Genomic DNA, 18,107 nt, shown 5'->3' with positions numbered 1-18,107 from the left:
TCAGCGCCCGGTACCGGCGTAGACGACGGCTTCCTCGGTGCTGTCCAGCCCGAAAGCGGTGTGTGCCGCTCGCACCGCTCGGTCGACGTCGTTCTCGTCGACCACCACCGAAATTCGGATCTCCGAGGTGGAGATCATCTCGATGTTCACCGCTGCCTCGGCCAGCGCCGAGAAGAACTTGGCGGTGACGCCGGGGTGGGACCGCATCCCGACCCCCACCACGGACACCTTTCCGATCTGGTCGTCATAGAGCACGTCCTCGAAGCCGACGTCGTCCTTCAGGGCGTTCAGCGCCGCCACGGCCGTCTTGCCGTCCGTCTTGGGCAGCGTGAAGGAGATGTCCGTACGCGAGGTGGAGATCGCCGAGACGTTCTGCACGATCATGTCGATGTTGATCTCCGTCGCGGCCACGGCCTCGAAGATCCGGGCCGCTTCGCCGATCCGGTCCGGCACCCCGACGATGGTGACCTTGGCCTCGCTGCGGTCGTGGGCAACCCCGGAGATGATGGCCTGTTCCATGCGTGTTCCTTCCTCGAGATCTTTCACCCAGGTGCCCGGCATGTACGAGAACGACGACCGGACGTGCACTGGCACACGTTCCCGGCGGGCGTATTCGACACAGCGGAGGTGCAGGATCTTGGCGCCGCAGGCGGCCATCTCCAGCATCTCCTCATAGCTGATGTTGGGGATCCGCCGCGCGCCCGGGACGATCCTCGGGTCGGCGGTGTAGACACCGTCGACATCGGTGTAGATCTCGCAATAGTCGGCGTCCAGGGCCGCCGCCAACGCCACTGCTGTGGTGTCGGAGGCGCCGCGGCCCAGCGTGGTGATGTCCTTGGTGTCCTGGGCCACACCCTGGAAGCCGGCCACGATGACGATGTCGCCGCCGTCCAGCGCGGACTTGATCCGACCGGGAGTGATATCGATGATCTTGGCGTTGCCGTGGGTTCCGGTGGTGATCACGCCCGCCTGCGAGCCGGTGAACGACCGCGCGGTCGCGCCCAGATCGGAGATGGCCATGGCGAGCAGGGCGGCGCTCATCCGCTCGCCGGTTGTCAGCAGCATGTCCAGCTCGCGTGGGGCCGGCTGAGGCGACACCCGCAGCGCGAGATCCATCAGCTCGTCGGTCGTGTCCCCCATCGCGGAGATGACGACAACCACCTCATGACCGTCCTGCTTGGTGGCCACGATGCGCTTGGCGACCCGCTTGATGCTGTCCGCATCCGCAACGGAAGACCCGCCGTACTTCTGCACTACCCGGCCCACGCCGTCTCCTTCTGGACTCGCGCGGGAGACCCGCTCGGTGGCTCTTGCCGAAGCCACTCTAACGGCGGCTCGGGGGCGGTCCCCCGGCCATTCATCCCGTGGACCATCGACGGACTAGCGCCGCTGCCCGCGGTTGAGCCACCACGGAAAGAACAGCGGGATCAACATCACCCACCAGTAGCGCCAGTCGGTGGCGAAGCAGAAGATGATCGCGGCCGGCCAGGCGAGGGCGGACACGATCCCCCAGACCTGGTTGAGCCGAGCCACCTGCTGCGGCTGGGACGGCTGCGAGACCACGGCCTGCGGAGCGGGCTGCTGGTTCTGCCATGGCGGTGGCTGGAACGGCGAGGCGGGTTCGAGGTCCTGCACCGGTCTCGGACCGGGCAGGTCGGCGAACAGTGGGTCGAGATCGGCCTGGGTCCGTGCGGACAGCGCCAGCGTGAGGCGGTCGTCGAACTCCTGCTGGTCGAGCCGCCCCTCGGCCAGATGATCGCGGAGCAGCGCGACGGCCCGGTCACGCTCGACATCGCCGATGCGCTGGGGCAACGGCCGGCTGTCGTCAGTCACAGCACCAGTCTCCCACCGTCGGCCGGTCAGTTGGACCGGGCATCCCGCCGCAACTGCAACTGGACCCTCGCTCAGTACGAGCCCCGGACCAGCGCATCGGCCGTGGTCTGGCGCTTCCGCGCGGTGGCCATCACGCTCACCGTCACCGAGACCAACAGCCAGGCCGCGAGCAGGCCAACCTGGCGGCCGGCGCCCGTACCACCCCCGGCCACCGCCTTGATCCCCTCCAGAGCCGGAGAAAGCGGCAGCAGCGGGCGGACGACGTCGAAGAAGCCCGGTACGGCCGAGAGCAGCGAGCCAGCAGCGGTCAGCACCACCAGAACGACCGAGATGAACCGACCGGCCCCGCCGAAGGCGGCCACCAGGGCATGGTTCAGGGCAACGAAGGTGAGCCCGGCCAGCAAAGAGAGGCCCAGCACACCGGCGAACCGTCCGGGACTCAGATCCAGCAGGTGCCCGGTGATGATCGTCAGCCCGATCGCCTGCAGCACGCTCATGGCCCAGCCAGGGGCCAGCGCCTGCAGCGCGAGCAGCCAGGATGGCCGCATCGAGCTCAGCGTCCGGGCCGAGACGGCTCGGACCACCAGGTAGGTGGCGAGCGCGCCCAGCCAGAGCGCGACCACTGCCAGGAAGGCCGCGGCGGAGACGTCGGAGAAGATCGACGCCTGCTGATCACCGGTGGTGACCGGCGCCGCCACCACCTCAGACAGGTTCTTGCGCTCGGCGGCTGAGTAGGTGGGCACCTGTCCGGCACCCTTCACCAGCCCTCGGTGCAGTGCCTGGGTCCCGTTCGCCAAGCCGGTGGCACCGGTGGCCAGCTTGCCGAGCCCGTCGGCGAGCTGGCCGGCGCCGTCTGCAGTGCCCGCCGTGCCCTTGGCCAGCCCGTCGGCGCCGAAGCTCAGCTGGTCGGCCCCGTCGGCGAGCTTCTTTGCACCGTCTGCCGCATCGGCCATCCCCTTGGCCAGGCCGGGAACGCCACTGGCCAACCGTTCCGCACCGTCTGCGGCATCGGAGATCCCCTTCACCAGCGGGGCCGCTCCGTCGGCGAGCTGCTGGGCGCCGTCGGCCGCACCGGCGATCCCCTTGACCAGGGCCGGCACCCCCTTGGACAGCTGACCGGTGCCGTTGGCCAGCTGGGTGGCTCCGGCCGCCAGGGCGTCCGCCCCATCGGAGAGCTTGGCGCTCCCGGTCGCCAGACCGGCGACACCGGCCACCAGACCCGGCTGCTGGGCCGTGCCGTTCACCCCGGAGGCCAGCTGGCCGGCGCCCTTGCTGAGGGCCGCAGCCCCGACAATCAGGCTGGGCTGGTTGCGCGGGCCCGGCTGCTCGAGTCCCTGGACGGCGGCCTTGCTGGCAGCCGACACTCCGGCCTCGAAGGCGCGGCAGGAGGCCGGATCGGTGATTCCGGCCGCCTGACAGGTGATGGCCGTCGGCAGACCAGCGACCGCGTTGCGGTAGGTGTCCAGCCCGGCGGCGAGTCCCGACGCGCCAGTCGCGACCTGAGTCGAACCGCTCGCCAGGGCGGGCAGGTTCCTGTCCAACTGCGCCGCGCCGTCGGCAAGCCTGCCGGCACCGTCAGACAGACTGCCGACGCCGCCGGCGAGTCCGGAGGCTCCCTTGTCGAGGAGCGCAACCTGAGACGGAAGGTCCTTGCTGCCGGACTTGAGCTTCTGCAGCCCGCTGGCAAGGTCCGCGGTGCCGCTCTGCAGGCCACCGCTGCCGTCGGCGAGCTTGCGCATCCCGTCAGCCAGGCCCTGGGTGCCGGTGCTGAGCGCCTTGCCACCGGTGGCCAGGTCCTTCAGGCCGGCGGCCAGGTCACCGGTCCCGGTGCTCAGTCCCTTGACGCCGGTCGCCAGCTCTCCGGCACCGCCGCTGAGATCCTGCAGTCCGCCAGCGAGGTCCTTGGCGCCCTGGTGGGTGTCGCCGATGCCCCCGGCCAACTGCTGAGCCCCGTCATCAAGCTTGCCGGCGGCGTCGGCGACCGTCCCGAACTGCTTGTTCAGTTGGTTGAATCCGACGTAGATGTTGTCCAGGTACGTCGTGGTCAGCTGGCTGTTCAAGGCGCCGGTGGCAGCCGCAACGATCGCCTGGCTCAGCGCCGGATCGACGATCTGGGTGACCGCGGACACCTGGACGTCAATGGTCGCCTGTCGCGCCTTCGCCGGGTCGTCGCCCCCGTACGAGGTGGCGGCCGCGGAGAAGTTCTCCGGGATCGTGACCACCGCTGTGTAGCGACCCGACCGGAGCCCTTCGGCGGCGTCGGCGTCGGAGCTGAGGGTCCAGTTGTAGTTCTTCGGCGCCTCCTCGGCGGACTGTCCGCTCGTCGGTTCGGGCACGTCCTTCATCAGTCCGGCGCTCAGCTGTCGGCCGAGCGGCACGACCTGGCCCTTGATGGTGACGGGCTTGTCGTTGTTCACGATCGCGGCATCCACCCGGTCCAGCCGCTGGGTGTTGTCCCAGGTGGCCCAGACGAAGCCCCCCGCGATCAGCAGCGGGATGAGGAGCAGTCCCACCAGCCCCGGCCAGCCCACCTTGCGACCGGCAGTGGCGTGTTCGATGTGCACAGGCATGTGGTTGAGGATCCCTCTTGGTTCGGTCGGACTGGGTTCGGTGCTGTCGGAGTTACCGCGCGGCTCAGTGGTGGCCAGGCCCGGCGGCAAGCGAGGCGCCGGAGCGGCCTGCCGGTACGTCGCCCAGGCTCGGGTCGGGTGGCGGTGCGAGCACCAACTGCCACGCCGAGTCGGGCACCAGGTCCGCGACCGCGCTGCGGTGGACGACGCCGAGCAGCACGGCAGGGGCGCCGTCGAGCGGGGCCACCGCGTCCGCTGGCGCTGCGTCGCCGCTGGCCGGGGACACCAACTCCGCCAGGGCGGCGCGGGCGGTGTCGCTCCTCACCTCGTCGGCGTCGTCGATGACGATCACCCGGGCACCGGCGCGCCGGGCCGCGGCCAGTCGGCGCTCAAAGGCCGCCTCGTCCCGGCCGTCGATGTACGCGGTTCGGCGCCGGACCAGGCCGGCCTGCTCGGGCAACACCAGGCCGGCGACCTTGACCTGGCCCGAGTCGATCTTGAGCCGTCCGACCAGGGCCAGCAGGAGTGCGGTCTTGGCGGTGGCGGACGCATCCTCGACCACCAGCAGCTCACCGGGGCGGAGACCGACGTCGACCTTGCTGAAGAGCCCACCCTTGCGGCCTTCGACGCCGACGCCCTCGGCATAGACGGCGTGGTCGTCCGCCGGACGCGGCCAGTCGGCCAGCGCCAGCTGGTGCTGCAACGACTCGCCCTCGACGTCGAAGGTGGGCAGGATCCGGTCCAGCCACCGGGGCAGGTACCAGGCTTTCGGCCCGAGCAGGGCGAGCACGGCGGGGACCAACGTCATCCGCACCACGAAGGCGTCCACGAACACCCCGACAGCCAGCCCGAGAGCGATCGACTTGATGGTCGCCTCGCCCTCCGGCACGAAGGCGGCGAACACCGAGAACATGATCACAGCAGCGGCGACGACAACCTTGGCCGAGGAGGTGAAGCCGGACTCGACCGCATGCCGGGCGCGCTCGTGGGGGGCAAAGTGGCCACTGTGCACGTAGTTCTCCCGCATCCGCGAGACCAGGAAGACCTCATAGTCCATCGCCAGCCCGAACAGGACCCCCATCAGGATGATCGGCAGGAAGGAGATCACCGGTCCGGTCTGGTCCACGTTCAGCAGCCCGTTGAGCCAGCCCTTCTCGAACACGAGCGCCACCGTCCCGAAAGCCGCCCCCACGCTCAGCAGGTAGCCGACGGTCGCCTTGAGCGGGACGGCGATCGAGCGGAACACCATGGTGAGCAGGATCAGCGACAGGCCCACCACCAGCACCGCGAAGGGCACCAACGCCAGCGCCAGTCGCGTGGACACGTCGATCTGCATGGCGGTGGCCCCCGTCACGGCGATGTCCACCCCGTAGCGGTCGTTGAACTCGGGGGCCATCGCCCGGATCCGGTTGACGAGATCCTGGGTCTCGGACGAGCTGGGCCCCGCAGCCGGGATCACCTGGATGATGCCCGTGTCAGCGGACCGGTTGGGCGTCGCCAGCGGCACCTGGACCACGCCGGGAAGCTTCCTGATCTCCGCCGCCAGACTCTTCATCAGGCCCAGAGGGTCGGTGCTCTGGATGATGTCAGCGGTGACGATCAGCGGCCCGTTGTAGCCCTCGCCGAAGTGATCGGTCACCAGGTCGTAGGTGACCCGGGCCGGGGTGCCGGCCGCCTGGGTGCCGTTGTTGGGCAGGGCCAGCCGCAGCGAGCCGGCCGGGATGGCCAATGCCCCGAGAGCGACGATGACGAGCACGACAGTGGCGACCGGCCACCGGGTCACCGCCTGTACCCAGGCGAGCGCGAACCTGGTCCGGGCCGGCGTCCTTGGCTCCGACAGAGGGAGACCCGCCGACCCTCGCCGCGCCAGACTGCGGGTCTTCGGCGTACGCGAACGGGGCGGCAGCCGGCCGCCGGCGAAACCCAGCAGGGCGGGCAGCAGGGTGAGGGCGATCATCACCGCGATGGCGACGGCGACCGCCGCGGCGACGCCCATCGTGCCGAGGAACGGGATCCCGGCGACCGACAGCCCGGCCAGGGCGATCATCACCGTCAGCCCGGCGAACACCACCGCCGATCCGGCAGTAGCCACCGACTGGGCGGCGGACTCCTCGGGGTCCATCCCGGAGGCCAGCTGGTCGCGGTGGCGCGAAACGATGAACAGCGAGTAGTCGATCCCGACGGCCAGTCCGAGCATCAGAGCCAGCATCGGGGTGGTGGAGTTGACCTTCGCCACCGCGGTGGAGAACACGATCAGGCCCATCGAGATGGCCACCCCCAGCAGGGCGGTCGCCAACGGCATTCCGGCCGCTCGGAAGGAGCCGAGGGTCAGCAGCAGTACGACCAGGGCCACGGCGACCCCGATGACCTCGACGATGCTGAGTTGAACCCCGGTCTGGGTGTAGATCTCGCCCCCGACCTGCGCTGTGGATCCGGGGACCCGCTGTTGAAGATCGGCTGCCAGGTGTTCCAGCCGGGACTTGGTGGACTCGGTGACATTCTGCATCTGGGTGTCGAACTGGACGCTGACCATCGCAGCCGAGTCGTCTGCGGAGACGGCGCCGGAGATCAGCGGGTCATACGGTGACACGACCGTGTCCACCTGGGGCACCGCGCGGATGTCCTTGACGGTCCGCTCGACCTCGGCGCGGAGCCCGGCGCTGCGGGCCGACTGACCCGACGGAGCGACGAAGATCAGCTGGCCGCTGGCGCCGCTCATCTGCGGGAAGGTCAGCCGCATCGAGTCGAGGGCTTGCTGGGACTGGGTGCCGGGCAGCGTGAACGCGTCGTCGAAGGCCTTGGAGAACGCACCGGCGGCTCCACCCACCACGATCAGCACGACCAGCCAGGCGCCGAGGGTGAGTCCGCGGCGGCGGTAGGCGGCGCGGCCGAGCCGGTACAAGAACGATGACACGGGCTATCTCCTGTTCGGGCCGCGGCGACCATCCGACGGGTCGGCGGCCACGGTTGGATACATAACTGTATTCGATGCAGTACTGTATGCGAATCGTGCAGGTCAGTACAGCGCTAGCCTGTGCGACGTTCATCACGGCGCCCTCGCACCACCGGCGCCCGACAGCATCCGAGGGGGTGTTCCGATCGTGACCGAGGCTCCGCACCTCACCCGCCGCAGGGCAGAGACGCGCGACAAGCTGCTGGACGCGGCTGTCTTCGTCTTCGCCGAGAAGGGCATTCTGGGGGCCAGCGTGGAAGAGATCTGTGAGCAGGCACAGTTCACCCGTGGCGCCTTCTACTCCAACTTCGCCTCCCGCGACGAGCTGGTGCTGGCCCTGCTGGAACGGGAGGCCAAGCAACAGATCGCCCGCGCCCAGGCTGCCATCGACACGATCCTCACCCGTGACCCCGGCGAGGACTACACCTCGAACACCAGGATGGCGATGACCATCAACGCCTTCGCCCAGGCGCAGCCGGCCGACCGCAGCTCGATCCTGGCCCAGCGCGAGCTCCGCCTCTATGCCATCCGCAACCCGGACATCACCGAGGAGTTCCTCGCCTTCGAGGAGCGCTCCATCGCCGAGGTCACGCAAGTGATCATGGATGCGCTGGCCTCCGTCGAGCGGGAGTTCACGATACCGGTGGAGTCGGCGATCGCCATGATCACCGCGCTGTACGAGGACAGCATGGTCCGCTCCCTGTTGCGTCCGCGGACAGCGGAGTCGGACGCGACATCCTTCGACCTGATGACGGCCTTCCTGGAGACGATCACCCGCCCGCTGGAAGGCTCCGATCCGGGCCGTTAGCCGTCCACTGCGGGTCAGGGAATGATCCCGACCCACCGTCCCTTGACCCGGCGGGTGATCCGCACCGCGCCGTGGCTGGCGACGACATCCACCGACTCTGCCAGCACCACCGCCGCACGCCGGGCCAGGGCGTCCTCCTCAGCTCGGGTGGAGGCTTCGACCAGGAACCGCACGGTGATCACCGGGACAGCGCCGACGATTTCGAGGCCGTTCGCCTCCAGGTGATGGACGCTGCCGATGCCCTCCAGCGCCGCCTCCATGACCTCCTCGGGCGCATGTCCGGGTCGGACGTCGAAGATCGGGATCATGCAGCGGAAAGACGGCATGGCCCTATCCTGCCCACCCCTGGAAGGCCTAGGGTGATGGCACCGGGCGTCGCGGCCCAGATCATGATCATGAAAGGCGATCCGGGCCCACCGCGGCCCGCGGGCTCGTCCCTTGGGAAGGAATGATCATGGCAGAGCAGCATGTCGGCACCGAGCCGACCGAGGAGCTCCCACGGACAGTGGTTCCCTATCTGGCAGTGGCTGGGGGTGGCGAGGCCCTCGACTTCTACGCCAGGGCCTTCGGAGCCCGCGAGGTGATGCGGATGGATGAGGGCGGTCTGATCGCCCATGCCGAGTTCACCATCGGCGGAGCGCGCTTCTTCCTCTCCGACGAGTGGCCCTCACTGAACGTCCGAAGTCCGGCCACACTGGGCGGTTTCTCGGTGTCGCTGGCCATCGAGGTGGCCGACGCCGACGCGCTGGTCGAACGGCTGGCCGAACACGGAGCCACGATCGAGCGGCCGGTCGAGGCCGGCCCGGTCGAAGGTACCCGCGCCGGCTGGGTGGTGGATCCCTACGGCCACCGCTGGCACATCTCCAGCCGGGGCGACGCCTGACCCGTACGGGCTAGGCGTCGACGAAGCGTCGACCCTCGAACGCGCGGCCGAGGGTGATCTCGTCGGCGTACTCCAGGTCACCGCCGACCGGCAGCCCGCTGGCCAGCCGACTGACCTTGACCCCCATCGGGAGCAGCAACCGACTGAGATAGGTGGCGGTCGCCTCCCCCTCGAGGTTGGGGTCGGTCGCCAAGATCACCTCCGTCACGGTGCCGTCGGCCAGTCGGGTGCAGAGCTCACGGACCTTGAGGTCGCCCGGTCCGATGCCGTCGATCGGACTGATGGCGCCACCGAGGACGTGGTAGCGGCCCCTGAACTCACGGGTCCGCTCCACCGCGACGACATCCTTGGACTCCTCGACCACACAGATCATCGTCTGGTCGCGCCGCGGGTCACGGCAGATGCGGCATTGGGTGTCCTCGGCGACGTTGAAGCAGGACTCGCAGAACTTCACCGTGGCCTTCACCTCCCGGAGGATGTTCGACAGCCGCATCACGTCGTCCGCATCGGCAGACAGGATGTGGAAGGCGATCCGCTGGGCGCTCTTCGGTCCGATCCCGGGCAGCCGCCCGAGCTCGTCGATGAGATCCTGGACCGGACCTTCGTACACGTGTTCTCCTCAGTCTTGCGTCGATCTTGGGCCTGGCTCGATCAGAACGGCAGACCCATGCCGCCGGCCATCGGGCCGAGCTTGGCGGCAGCCAACGCCTGGGACTTGCTGCTCGCGTCGCGGACCGCAGCGAGGACGAGGTCGGCCAGCGTCTCGGTGTCCTCGGGGTCCACCGCTTCCGGCTTGATCGTCAGCGCGACCAGCTCGCCGGCGCCGGTGACCGTCGCTGTGACAAGGTCACCACCGGCCGAACCCTCGACCTCCGTCTCGGCCAGCTCCTGCTGGGCGTTCAGCAGTTGCTGCTGCATCGCCTGCGCCTGCGCCATCAGACCGGACATGTCTCCGTTGCCGGGAATCATCGGATACTCCTCGTGATCGGGGTCGAGAGCCATCGCCCTCGAAGGGTTCGCTGGCAAGCCTATGCGCCATGGTCCTCTTCAGCGATGATCTCCGCGCCGAGATGCCTGGCCAGCAGCTCGGTGTGCGACTCGGAGTTCTCCTCCAGATCGGTGTCGTTGCGGTCGACGGCGGCGTCACGGTCGTCCACGCCCTCCTCGGCCGGCGGTCCGGTTCGGGTGGGCCGGATGCTCTGGCGCAGGTGTTCCTTGAGGGGGTGTTGCTTGAGGGCCGGGTCCATCGGAGACGTGGGCGCACCCGGCGGCTGGCGGGAGGCAGCGTGTGGACCAGCCGGCTGGGCGGCCTCCGAGCGGCCGGGCACATCCCAGGGTGGCGTCTCCTCGCGGATCGGCTCAGCTGTCTCACCGGCGGCCGGGGCGGTCTCGGGCATGGTGCGCCACGAGGCGGCGGCCGCGTCAGCTACCGGCTGCGGCGCAGCCGGGGCGGCCGACGGGCCGGTGCGCCCCTGGCCGGCACCCGACTCGACGATGGCGTCAATCTTGAGGTCCGCTCCGAGCACCACGACCAGCGCTTCCCGCAGGATGTCCTCGCTGCCGCCCTTGGCGAAGCTGTCTCTGGCTCCGACGTTGGGCATCGCCAGCACGAGGGTGCCATTGCTGACGTCGGCGACGTGCGCGTTCTGACTGAGCAGGATCCAGGTGAAGCGCCGCTTGCTCTTGACCTCTTCCAGCACCTCCGGCCAGAGCCGGCGTACGTCGGTCACCGAAAGCACCTGCGCCGGTGCGGCCTGGCTGGACCCGGTCGGTTCGGCTGCCTTTGGTGCGGGGCTGGTCCGGGTCGCCTGCGCGGGCGGGACATCCCCGTTCGCCGACTGCGGCGAGGACGGGGTTTGCCGCCGCTGACCAGCAGCGGCTTCCGTGGCCGGCGTCGGTGGCGTGACCGTACGTTCTACCGCGGGCAGCTCGTCCCGATCTTGTGGGCTGGCGGAGTCCGGTGACCGGGTGGGGTCAGGTCGCTGCGGGGTGGGCGACGGCGAGCCGAGCAGGATCGGGGCGTCGCTCTCGATCGCACCCGTACCGGTCATCCCGATCCGCCGCTCAAGCCGGTCCAACCGGGCGTGGATGCCGCGGTCGTCGACGTCGGCGCCGGGCAGCAGCACCCGCGAACACATCAGCTCGAGGTGCAGCCGGGGGGCCGTGGTGCCGCGCATGTCGGTCAGCCCCTGGGCGATCACCTCGGCGGCCCGGGTGAGTTCACCGGCCCCCAGCGCGGCGGCCTGGGAGGTGAGTCGTTCCCCCTGGTCGTCCGACACCTCCACGAGTCCGCTGCTCAACGCGTCGGGTACGGCCGCGACGATGACCAGGTCCCGCAGCCGCCGCAGCAGGTCCTCACCGAACCGGCGCGGGTCCTGACCCACCTCGATCACCTTGTCGATACAGGAGAAGACGCCGCCGGCATCCCCCGCGGCAAACGCGTCGAGGAACTCGTCCAGCAACGAGTCCGGGGTGTAGCCGAGCAGGGCCGCTGCCTGCCGGTAGGAGACGCCGGTGTCGGCGGCGCCGCCCAGCAGCTGGTCGAGCACCGACAGCGAGTCGCGTACGGACCCAGCACCGGAGCGCACCACCAGCGGGAGCACGGCCGCCTCGACCGCGATCCCTTCGGCCTCGCAGACCTTGGCCAGATAGCTGCTCAGCACCCGCGGCGGCACCAGCCGAAACGGGTAGTGGTGGGTCCGGGAGCGGATGGTGCCGATCACCTTCTCAGGCTCGGTGGTGGCGAAGATGAACTTCACATGGGGCGGCGGCTCCTCCACCAGCTTCAGCAGGGCGTTGAACCCCGCCGGAGTCACCATGTGCGCCTCGTCGACGATGTAGACCTTGTAGCGGCTGCTGACCGGGGCGAAGAAGGCGCGCTCCCGCAGGTCGCGGGCGTCGTCGACACCACCGTGGCTGGCGGCGTCGATCTCGATCACGTCGATGCTGCCAGGACCACCGGTGGCGAGGTCCTGGCACGAGTCGCAGGTCCCGCAGGGCTCCGCTGCCGGGCCCTGCTCGCAGTTGAGCGCCCGAGCCAGGATGCGGGCCGAGGTGGTCTTGCCACAGCCCCGCGGCCCGGAGAAGAGGTACGCATGGTTGACCCGGTTGTTGGCCAGGGCGCGCTGCAACGGCTCGGTGACGTGCTCCTGGCCGATGACGTCGGCGAAGGTGTCTGGCCGGTAGCGCCGATAGAGCGCCAGCGGCGCCCCGGACGGGGCGACCCTCGGCTCGACCAGCGCATCTTCGATCACAGCGTCCTCCACAGGTGAACCTTAGTCGCTGGGTCGGACAGTCGCTGGGCCGGACAGTCGCTGGGCCGGGCGGGTGGTGGCCGGGCAGGGGCCGGGCCACGGCAGAATGGGAGGAACCATGATCCGCATCGGCATCTCCGGCTGGAACTACCCGCCCTGGCGAGGGTCGTTCTATCCGCGCGGCCTCCCGCATCGCAAGGAGCTGGCCTATGCCGCCGAGCATCTCAGCTCGATCGAGATCAATGGCACCTTCTATGCGCTGCAGCGGCCGACCAGCTTCGCCTCTTGGCATGACCAGACCCCGGACGACTTCCTGTTCTCGGTCAAGGGGCCAAGGTTCATCACCCATATGAAGAAGCTGTCCGATGTCGAGGCACCCTTGGCCAACTTCTTCGCCTCCGGTGTGCTGGCGCTTGGTCGCAAGCTCGGCCCGGTGTTGTGGCAGCTGCCGCCCAACCTCGGTTACGACCGCCACCGGTTGTCCCGGTTCTTCGACCTGCTCCCTCGTACTCAGGCGGCGGCGGCCGAGCTCGCCCGCCGGCACGACGACAAGATCGGCGAGGACCGCGCCCTGCTGACCAGCACCGCCCCGGAACTGCCGATCCGGCACGCCCTCGAGGTCCGGCACGACACGTTCCACTCGGCCGACTTCCCTGCCCTGCTGCGGGAGTACCAGATCTCCGCCGTGCTCGGCGACAACCCGGGCAAGTGGCCCATCATCGAGAAGGTCACCACCGACTTCATGTACGTGCGACTGCATGGCCACGAGGAGCTCTATGCCAGCGGGTATACCGACGAGGCGCTGGACTGCTGGGCGACCAAGGTCGCCGGCTGGCATGCCGCAGGCCAGGACGTCTTCGTCTACTGCGACAACGACGCCAAGGGTCATGCGCCCTTCGACGCGATGAATCTGATGAGTCGCCTCAGCCCCGTGCGATGAGACTCTCCCACGTGCCCTGAGCTTGTCCCACGTGCCCTGAGCTTGTCCCCCGTGCCCTGAGCTTGTCGAAGGGCCCCCTCGCTACATTCAGTGCATGCCGGAACGCCTGAGCCCCTCGCAGCTCAGGGAGCGGGCCCTTCCCATCGCGATCTTTCTCACCGGCCTCCCGATCGGGCTGGTGGTGTTCGGCGTCGCGGGCCACTGGCTGGCCGAACCCGTCGCCCTGACCACCCTGCCGGCGTACCAACCCGGCTCGGACCCGACCGTGCACCGCCTGCTCGGGCTGACGACCTCGATCGTCCCGTTCACTCTGCTGTGCCTGCTCATTGCCGTGAGCGTGCGGGCACGGAGCCCTTTGTCACGTCGGCTGTCGGCAGGCAGCTCGACAGTCCTGACCCTGGCGCTGGCCAGCAATGCGCTCTGGCTCCTGCCGGGACATGGCTCGAACGCAGCGCGCAGCGTCGCGAGATTCGGGTCGGCGTATCTGCGCGTCCAGGCATTCCAGATGGGAATGGGTGCGGGACTCCTCGGCATCTTCACCGCGCTGGCGCTGTTCGGCGGCGGAGTGTTAGTCCAGGACCGGTCGGCCCGGGCGCGAGGCTCCCGCCGCCCGACCGATCGAGGGTTCCAGGTCGGCTTCGTATTGGCGATGCTGCTCGGCTGGATCCTGGCGCTGCTGCTGGTGTTGCTGCGGTAGCCCCCGAGGAGATCACGGCGCGTGAAGGGGCCCACCACCACCTGCGCCGCTAACAGATCAATTGGGCGCGTCATCGCTGGTGCCTGCGTCCTCTGAACGTGGAGCTCGACGGGGGCCCTCGCTGCCTCACGCGGAGAGGCTCGAAAACTCGACAGAACGCGACTTCTGCCGCCCAATAGCGCCGATCCGGGCCTAGATCTCGACACAACGCGACTTTTGGCACGACAGGGTCGGCGAACGGTCCCCTCCTTCGACGCTTCGCCGCACCCACCACCGTGACGTCAACCAGGAGCATCAGGCTTACGGCCCGGGGCTAGCGCGAGGCCCTTCGACAGGCTCAGGGCACGGAGACAGGCGCGAGGCCCTTCGACAGCCTCAGGGCACGGAAGCGGCGCGAGGCCCTTCGACAGGCTCAGGGCACGGGAACGGGCTCAGTGCGCGGGGACGGGCTCAGGGCGCGGGGACAGGCTCAGGGCGTGGGGACAGGCTCAGGGCACGGGGACGCCCGCTGCATCAACAGCCGAGCCATCACGGAGAATGGAAAGCGTGTGCGCGCCGAGGCCGCCCTGGTCCGATGCACGCGGAATGGGTGCCCTCTGCTGATGTCTGTACTCCTCGACCTGACGCCACTGCGTGCCAGCCCAGCGTTCCGCCGCCTGTGGTGGGGGCTGGGCATCTCCAACTTCGGCACCCAGTTGACGGTCGTCGCGGTCGGTCTGCAGGTCTACGACCTGACCCGGTCGACGCTCGCTGTGGGGGTTCTGGGCATCTGTGCCCTGGTGCCGCTCGTCGGTCTCGGGCTGTACGGAGGCGCGCTGGTCGACGCGCACGACCGGCGGCGGGTGGCGCTGCTGTCCTCGTTCGGCCTCTGGCTGGTGGTGCTGGCGCTGGCCGCCCAGGCGTGGCTGGGCGTCGGTTCGGTCGAGTTGCTCTACGCCCTGGTCGCGCTGCAGTCGGCCGGGTTCGCCATCAACAACCCGGCCCGGTCGGCGATCGTCCCCAGGCTCATCGACCCCCAGCTGCTACCTGCGGCCAATGTGCTGCAGACGATCGCGTGGAACGTGGCACTGACCGTGGGGCCGCTGGTCGGGGCGTTCCTGGTGGCCAGCTGGGACTTCTCCGAGGCGTACACGATCGATGCAGTGCTGTTCACTGTGGCGTTGTGGGCTCTCTGGCGGCTGCCCGAGCTGCCTCCGCTGCATGAGAGCGCCGACAACCCGGAGGCGGCCGCGCCGAAGCGAGGGCTCTCCTCGGTGCTGGAGGGGCTGCGCTATCTTGCTACCCGGCCCAACGTACGGATGACCTTCGTCGTCGACCTGATCGCCATGATCCTGTCGATGCCTCGGGTGCTGTTCCCGGCGGTCGGCGTGCTGTTCCTCGGCGGCGGCGCCACCACCACCGGCATCCTGAGCGCCGCCTTCGCCGCTGGTGCGGTGCTGGCCGGGCTCTTCTCCGGAGGCCTGGTGGGGATCCGCTGGCAGGGCCGGGTGATCGCTGTCGCGATCTGCTGCTTCGGGCTGTCCGTAGTGGGCTTCGGCGTGGTGCTGGTGCTGGTCGGGCCGACCTCACCGGATCGGGTGCTGGTCGGTGCCCTGATCGTGGCACTGGCCTTCCTGGCGCTGGCCGGAGCCTCCGACGCGGTCAGCTCGGTATTCCGGCAGACCATCCTGCAGTCGGCCACGCCGGACGACATGCGGGGCCGGCTGCAGGGCATCTTCATCGTGGTGGTGGCCGGCGGGCCCCGACTCGGGGACCTGGTGCTGGGCGCCGAGGCGTCGCTGCTGCACGAGGGTTGGGCGGCCGTGATCGGCGGCGCCTGCTGTGCGGTGCTGGTGGTGGCGGTGACCGTCTGGCAGCGGCGTTTCCTGGCGTACGACGGCCGCCATCCGGTGCCCTGAGTTCGTACGCCGAGAGGGCCACGGGCATGAAAGGGCCCCCCGCGTACCCGAAAGAGCTCACTTACCCTTGCTGTCTTCCGACCCTGGGGGAGTTGGGCGAGTTATCGCCACACGGGGGGCTGACTAGCAAGTGTACGGGATGGCGCGCTCCGGCCCGAAACCCGATCGCCTCTCCCTAGCGCCGGCTGCCCGGTTCGCGGTTGCCAGGCATTACCGGTAATCTTCCGCGCGGAGGATTCGCCTAGTGGCCTATGGCGCTCGCTTGGAAAGCGGGTTGGGTGCAAGCCCTCAGGGGTTCGAATCCCCTATCCTCCGCCAACTCTGTCCAGGGCAAGTGCTCTGGCAGCAGCAGTCGACTTGAGCCGCCGCCCGTCGCCGGCTCACCTGCATCCTCGGGCCCGTCCAGGATCCCACCCCGGCTGTTCTGGTCAACGCTCACGCCGTCCGTCCGGACGTGGCGGCGGGCCTGGTGACCGCTGGGGGGCGACGACGTTCCAGTTGCCCAGGCCACCCTGCGCCTGGGGGGTTCTGCCAGACCCTGGTTCGACAGGGCCTCCCTGTGGCACCTTCGACACGGTTAAGTGGAAGCAAGCAGCAAAGCCCGCGCACGCCGGGAGAATGATCATAGGCGTCGCGCCGCTGCACCTGATCCACACGAGGAGGTGACCGACTGATGCGAGAACCATCTTGTACGCCCCGGGCTCGGTGCCGAACGGATCATCGCCATGAGCCGGCACGAGACTCGGCAGAAGCTCGCGATCGAGTTCGGGGCCACCGACATCGTCTCGGCCCGGGGCGACGAGGGGGTGGCGGAGATCATGCAGCTCAGTACCGGCATCGGCGCTGACGCCGTGTGCGAGGCGGTCGGCTCCGGGGAGTCGATGACTCAGGCGGTACGAGCGGTCCGACCGGGCGGCAGGGTCGAGGTCGGGGTTGTACCGCACGACGTCGACCTGCCGCTGAAGCAGATGGTCTTCCGCAATGTCGGGATCCAGGGCGGCCCCGCGTCGGTGCCGCAGTACCTGCCCGAACTGCTCGACAAGTTGCTCGAGCGGCGGATCGAGCCCGGCAAGGTTTTTGATCTTGAGCTCCCCTTGGAGGAGATCGCCGACGGCTATGCGGCGATGGATGAGCGTCGTGCCATCAAGGCCCTGCTGTGGCCCTGATCACAGGCCAACCGGTGACCGCACCTCGCGGTCACCTTCGAAACCGCCCGGCGCCGCAGCCGGACAGAGAGGGACGAATCGATCATGGAGTACACCCGCCTCGGCAACTCTGGACTGAAGGTCAGCCGGATCGCGCTCGGTTGCATGAGCTTCGGTGAGAATCGCGGCTTCAACGAGTGGTCGCTGGGCGAAGAGGAGGCCGGACCGTTCTTCTCGCAGGCCGTCGAGCTCGGCATCAACTTCTGGGACACGGCGAACGTCTACCAGAAGGGGAGCTCTGAGGAGATCACCGGAAAGGCGATCAAGATCTACTCCCGCCGCGAGGACATCGTGCTCGCGACGAAGGTGCACTTTCCGATGCACGCGGGTCCGGGTGGCTCGGGCCTGTCCCGGAAGGCGATCATGGAGCAGATCGATGCCTCCCTCACGCGGCTCGGCACCGACTACGTCGATCTCTACCAGATCCACCGCTTCGATCCGAACACACCGATCGAGGAGACGATGGAGGCGCTCCACGACGTGGTCAAGTCCGGCAAGGCTCGCTACCTCGGCGCCTCGTCGATGTGGGCCTGGCAGTTCGCCAAGATGCAGCACGCTGCCGACCTCAACGGGTGGACCAGGTTCGTGTCGATGCAGGATCTGTAAAACCTGCTGCAGCGCGAGGAGGAGCGGGAGATGTTCGGCCTGCTGGCCGACGAAGGCGTGGGTAGCGTCCCCTGGAGCCCGCTGGCGAAGGGTCGGCTCGCCCGCCCGTACGGGGAGCACACGACCCGCGGGGACTCTGACCCGGTGGCCCAGAGGTTCTTCGGCGACGGCAACCAGGAGATCATCGACACCGTCCAGCGAATCGCCACTGATCGCGGCATCCCGATGGCGGCGGTTGCCCTGGCCTGGGTGCTGAACAACCCGGTGGTGAGCGCTCCGATCGTCGGGGCGACCAAGCCGCACCACCTGGCCGATGCGGCCGCCGCCCTGGACGTCCGGCTGACCGACGACGAGATCGCCGCCCTTGAGGCTCCGTACGTACCGCAGCTGCCGGCCGGTTTCTGAGGCGAGCGAGGAGAAGGCATGACCATCAGCGAGAACGCCGGGCGCAACCACGACG

13 protein-coding genes, 1 tRNA gene, 1 other RNA gene and 2 pseudogenes are annotated in these 18,107 nt (G+C 69.0%); 8 read left to right on the top strand and 9 right to left on the bottom strand.

Translation table 11 applies throughout. The features are described from left to right. The 4 genes from JOE57_RS10515 to JOE57_RS10500 all read right to left on the bottom strand — a co-directional run bounded on the left by JOE57_RS10515 (position 1) and on the right by JOE57_RS10500 (position 7,317). A complete protein-coding gene (locus tag JOE57_RS10515) occupies positions 1 to 1,266 on the bottom strand; it encodes an aspartate kinase (RefSeq protein ID WP_204917759.1) in 1,266 nt (421 codons plus the stop codon). Between the two features lie 114 nt (positions 1,267 to 1,380). Then, positions 1,381 to 1,833, bottom strand: a complete 453-nt coding sequence (locus tag JOE57_RS10510; protein ID WP_204917757.1) for a DUF1707 domain-containing protein — start codon at positions 1,831 to 1,833, stop codon at positions 1,381 to 1,383. 71 nt (positions 1,834 to 1,904) lie between these two features. Further along, entirely contained in the window at positions 1,905 to 4,403 is a 2,499-nt protein-coding gene (locus tag JOE57_RS10505) for a YhgE/Pip domain-containing protein (RefSeq protein ID WP_204917755.1), read from the bottom strand. A 64-nt stretch (positions 4,404 to 4,467) separates the two neighbouring features. After that, positions 4,468 to 7,317 carry an MMPL family transporter gene (locus JOE57_RS10500; RefSeq protein WP_204917753.1) on the bottom strand — a complete coding sequence of 950 codons (2,850 nt, stop codon included), beginning with the start codon at positions 7,315 to 7,317 and terminating at the stop codon, positions 4,468 to 4,470. A 187-nt stretch (positions 7,318 to 7,504) separates the two neighbouring features. On the opposite strand from JOE57_RS10500, the gene JOE57_RS10495 reads away from it, so the two are divergent. Continuing rightward, complete coding sequence (locus tag JOE57_RS10495; protein WP_204917751.1) at positions 7,505 to 8,164, top strand: TetR family transcriptional regulator; 660 nt, start codon at positions 7,505 to 7,507, stop codon at positions 8,162 to 8,164. 14 nt (positions 8,165 to 8,178) lie between these two features. Here the strand turns inward: JOE57_RS10495 and JOE57_RS10490 are convergent, their stop codons facing one another. Next, entirely contained in the window at positions 8,179 to 8,490 is a 312-nt protein-coding gene (locus tag JOE57_RS10490) for a hypothetical protein (RefSeq protein WP_204917749.1), read from the bottom strand. Positions 8,491 to 8,618: 128 nt separating this feature from the next. Here JOE57_RS10490 and JOE57_RS10485 point away from each other — a divergent pair, with 128 nt between their 5' ends. After that, entirely contained in the window at positions 8,619 to 9,047 is a 429-nt protein-coding gene (locus JOE57_RS10485; protein ID WP_204917747.1) for a VOC family protein, read from the top strand. Between the two features lie 10 nt (positions 9,048 to 9,057). On the opposite strand, the gene recR is transcribed toward JOE57_RS10485, so the two are convergent. The 3 genes from recR to JOE57_RS10470 are packed head-to-tail and all read right to left on the bottom strand — an operon-like array spanning position 9,058 to position 12,313. Continuing rightward, on the bottom strand, positions 9,058 to 9,657 hold the full coding sequence (recR, locus tag JOE57_RS10480) for a recombination mediator RecR (protein ID WP_204917745.1): 600 nt from the start codon (positions 9,655 to 9,657) through the stop codon (positions 9,058 to 9,060). Positions 9,658 to 9,698: 41 nt separating this feature from the next. Then, positions 9,699 to 10,016: a YbaB/EbfC family nucleoid-associated protein gene (locus JOE57_RS10475; protein ID WP_204917743.1), complete on the bottom strand. Its 318-nt coding sequence runs from the start codon at positions 10,014 to 10,016 to the stop codon at positions 9,699 to 9,701. 59 nt (positions 10,017 to 10,075) lie between these two features. Beyond that, entirely contained in the window at positions 10,076 to 12,313 is a 2,238-nt protein-coding gene (locus JOE57_RS10470) for a DNA polymerase III subunit gamma and tau (protein ID WP_204917741.1), read from the bottom strand. 106 nt (positions 12,314 to 12,419) lie between these two features. Between JOE57_RS10470 and JOE57_RS10465 the strand changes: the two genes are divergently transcribed. The 3 genes from JOE57_RS10465 (at position 12,420) to JOE57_RS10455 (ending at position 15,836) form a co-directional block, all read left to right on the top strand. Then, positions 12,420 to 13,241 carry a DUF72 domain-containing protein gene (locus tag JOE57_RS10465; protein WP_239578913.1) on the top strand — a complete coding sequence of 274 codons (822 nt, stop codon included), beginning with the start codon at positions 12,420 to 12,422 and terminating at the stop codon, positions 13,239 to 13,241. Between the two features lie 94 nt (positions 13,242 to 13,335). Beyond that, complete coding sequence (locus JOE57_RS10460; RefSeq protein ID WP_204917737.1) at positions 13,336 to 13,938, top strand: hypothetical protein; 603 nt, start codon at positions 13,336 to 13,338, stop codon at positions 13,936 to 13,938. Positions 13,939 to 14,540: 602 nt separating this feature from the next. After that, entirely contained in the window at positions 14,541 to 15,836 is a 1,296-nt protein-coding gene (locus JOE57_RS10455) for an MFS transporter (RefSeq protein ID WP_204917736.1), read from the top strand. Positions 15,837 to 15,863: 27 nt separating this feature from the next. On the opposite strand, the gene ffs is transcribed toward JOE57_RS10455, so the two are convergent. Next, an RNA gene (gene ffs / locus JOE57_RS10450) (signal recognition particle sRNA small type) lies at positions 15,864 to 15,960 on the bottom strand. 106 nt (positions 15,961 to 16,066) lie between these two features. Between ffs and JOE57_RS10445 the strand changes: the two genes are divergently transcribed. The 3 genes and pseudogenes from JOE57_RS10445 to JOE57_RS10435 all read left to right on the top strand — a co-directional run bounded on the left by JOE57_RS10445 (position 16,067) and on the right by JOE57_RS10435 (position 18,052). Next, positions 16,067 to 16,154, top strand: a tRNA-Ser gene (locus JOE57_RS10445). Between the two features lie 395 nt (positions 16,155 to 16,549). Beyond that, positions 16,550 to 17,002 (top strand): annotated as a pseudogene (locus JOE57_RS10440) (zinc-binding dehydrogenase); the annotation flags it as partial. An 84-nt stretch (positions 17,003 to 17,086) separates the two neighbouring features. Further along, a pseudogene (locus JOE57_RS10435) lies at positions 17,087 to 18,052 on the top strand (aldo/keto reductase). Positions 18,053 to 18,107: the final 55 nt, after the last annotated feature.

This window comes from Microlunatus panaciterrae (genome assembly GCF_016907535.1).
GTDB lineage: Bacteria > Actinomycetota > Actinomycetes > Propionibacteriales > Propionibacteriaceae > Microlunatus > Microlunatus panaciterrae.
The sequence above is the reverse complement of the archived record's forward strand: the minus strand, read 5'-3'. Positions and strand labels throughout refer to the sequence as shown.